The organism is Sandarakinorhabdus sp., from assembly GCF_031422795.1.
Lineage (GTDB): Bacteria > Pseudomonadota > Alphaproteobacteria > Sphingomonadales > Sphingomonadaceae > Sandarakinorhabdus.
In genome coordinates this window covers 1-2,423 of the sequence record NZ_JANPML010000358.1, presented here as the reverse complement: position 1 = coordinate 2,423, position 2,423 = coordinate 1, and the positions used below count along the sequence as shown (strand labels likewise).

The window sequence follows — 2,423 nt, the reverse complement described above, 5'->3', positions numbered from 1 at the left end:
ATCCTCAACTTTGCCATTGGCGGGGTTTATCCGGGCAAGGTCAACGGTGTGACGTCGCCCTATTTCGGCCTGCCGCAAGCCACGGTGGACAAGGTGGGCCGCGGCGAAGTGGCGATGGAAGTGGACTGGGTGCGGGTGTGGAGCCCGAACTGATCAGGATTTTACTGCCAGGGCCTTGAGATCTGCCAGCAGATCGAGGGCTTCGCGAGGCGTGATGTTGTCGGGGTCGATGCTGGCCAGTTTCTCACGCAGGTCGTCGCCTAAAGGCGCAGCGGGGGCGGCGAAGAGGGGCAGGCTGTCGACACCGGCCGCGATTCCGCCGGTCTGGTCGCGGCGGGTTTCGAGGCGGGTGAGGACGGCGCGGGCGCGGGCCAGCACGGGTTGGGGCACGCCGGCCAATCGTGCCACGGCGAGGCCGTAGCTCTTGTCGGCAGCGCCTGGTGCAACCTGGTGCAGGAAGACCAGATCGCCCTTCCATTCGCGCACCTTTACCGTGACGCTGGCGAGGCCGGCGAGCTTGGCAGTGAGCGGCACGAGTTCGTGATAATGGGTGGCGAACAGGCAGCGGCACTGAAGGTCATCGTGCACGGATTCGAGCACGGCCCAGGCGATGGCGAGGCCGTCGTAGGTGCTGGTGCCACGGCCGACTTCATCGAGGATGACCAGTGAACGGTTGGTGGCGCCGGTAAGGATGGCGGCGGTTTCGACCATTTCGACCATGAAGGTAGAGCGGCCTTCCGCCAGATCATCGGCGGCGCCGACGCGGCTGTAGAGCCGGTCCACCACGCCGATGTGCGCTGACGTTGCGGGCACATAGCTGCCGGCCTGGGCCAGCGCCGCGATCAGCGCATTCTGGCGCAGGAAGGTGGATTTGCCGGCCATGTTGGGGCCAGTGACCAGCCAGACGCGGCGATCGGTCGACAGATCGCAATCATTGGGGGTGAAGCGGCTGCCGGATTTGCGGATGGCGAGTTCGACCACCGGATGCCGACCGCCTTCGATATGAAAGGCTGTGCTGGCGTCCACTATGGGGCGGCACCAGTTTTCGGACGCCGCCAGTTCAGCAAGGGCAGCGGCGACATCGAGCCGGGCCAGTGCGGCGGCGGTGGCAGCGATGGACTGCGTCTGGTCCAGCGCTGTGTCGCGCAATTCTTCGAGGTGGGCGGCTTCGGCAGCCAACGCGTGATCGGCGGCCTGCGCGATTTTGGTGCCGAGTTCGCCGAGTTCGGGGGAGGAGAAGCGCACTGCGCCAGCCCCCCCGCCTCCACCCATCGTTTGGCGGTGGATGAAGCCGGAATCGGCGCGCAGCAGCGGATCGGCGCGAGCGGCGGGGACTTCGATGTGAAAGCCCAACACGTTGTTATGGCGGATTTTGAGCGCCGTGATGCCGGTTTCGGATTTGAGGCGGGTTTCGAGGCCAACCACGGCGCTGCGGCCATCACGGGCTGTTTCGCGCAGCGCGTCGAGCGCGGCGTCAAAGCCGGGTCGGATGGCGCCGGGCAATTCGATGGGCGGTTCATCGACAAGGGCGCGGGCGAATTGTTCGACCAGCGCGCCAAGGTTTGCGCCGATGTTGCCCAGAGTTTCAGCGAGAAGTTGGGGCGGCGCGGCGCGGGTGGTGAGCGCCGCCTTGAGTGCGATGGCGCGGGCAAGCCCGGTGTGGAGCTGGCCCAGATCACGCGGGCTCCAGCGGCCGATGCTGAGCCGGGCCAGTGCGCGTGCGATATCGGGCAGGCCGGCCAGTGTTTCGCGCGTGCCAGCGCGGGTGAGGGGATCGGCGATGAACCAGCTGACCAGATCGAGGCGGGCGCTGATGAGGTGAGGATCGGTGAGCGGGGCGGCGATATCCTGGCCCAGCAGGCGCGCGCCGGCGGCGGTAACGGTGCGATCGATGGCGGCTTCGACGCTGTGGCGCGAGGCGACGCGTTGCAGTTCGAGGCTGGTGCGGGTGGCGGCATCGATGGCCATGCGGCTGCCCGGCAATTCCTGGCGCGGCGGCAGGATCAGGGGCGCGGCGCTGCGGGCGGTTTCCTGCACATAGGCGAGGAGCGCACCGGCAGCGGCGAGTTCTGGCCCGGAAAAATCACCCCAACCGTCGAGCGTGGCGACGCCGAAGCGGGATTTGAGGCTGGCTGCGGCGCGGGCTGCGGAAAAATCTGCGGTGGGGCGGGGGGTTGCCCCACTGTGGGCGTTGCCTTCGGGCGCCAGCAATTCGGCGGGCGCAAGGCGGGCGATTTCGCCTTTGAGTTCGGCGGCGCTGCCAGCGCGGGTGTGAAAGGCGCCGGTGGACAGATCGAGCCAGGCGAGGCCGGCATTTGACTTGGGGCCCCCCCCCCCCCCCCCCCCACCAGGGGGGGGGGGGGGGTGAAGTGTGGCCCGGCGGGTGGAGGGGGTGGGGGCCAGCAGGGGGGTGGGGGGTTTGG

1 protein-coding gene is annotated in these 2,423 nt (G+C 68.2%); it reads right to left on the bottom strand.

Annotated elements, in window-relative coordinates; all coding sequences use genetic code 11:
• Positions 1–153: 153 nt before the first annotated feature.
• The coding region (gene mutS, locus RMO81_RS12465) for a DNA mismatch repair protein MutS (protein WP_310476215.1) at positions 154–2,423 on the bottom strand (2,270 nt) is incomplete at its 5' end.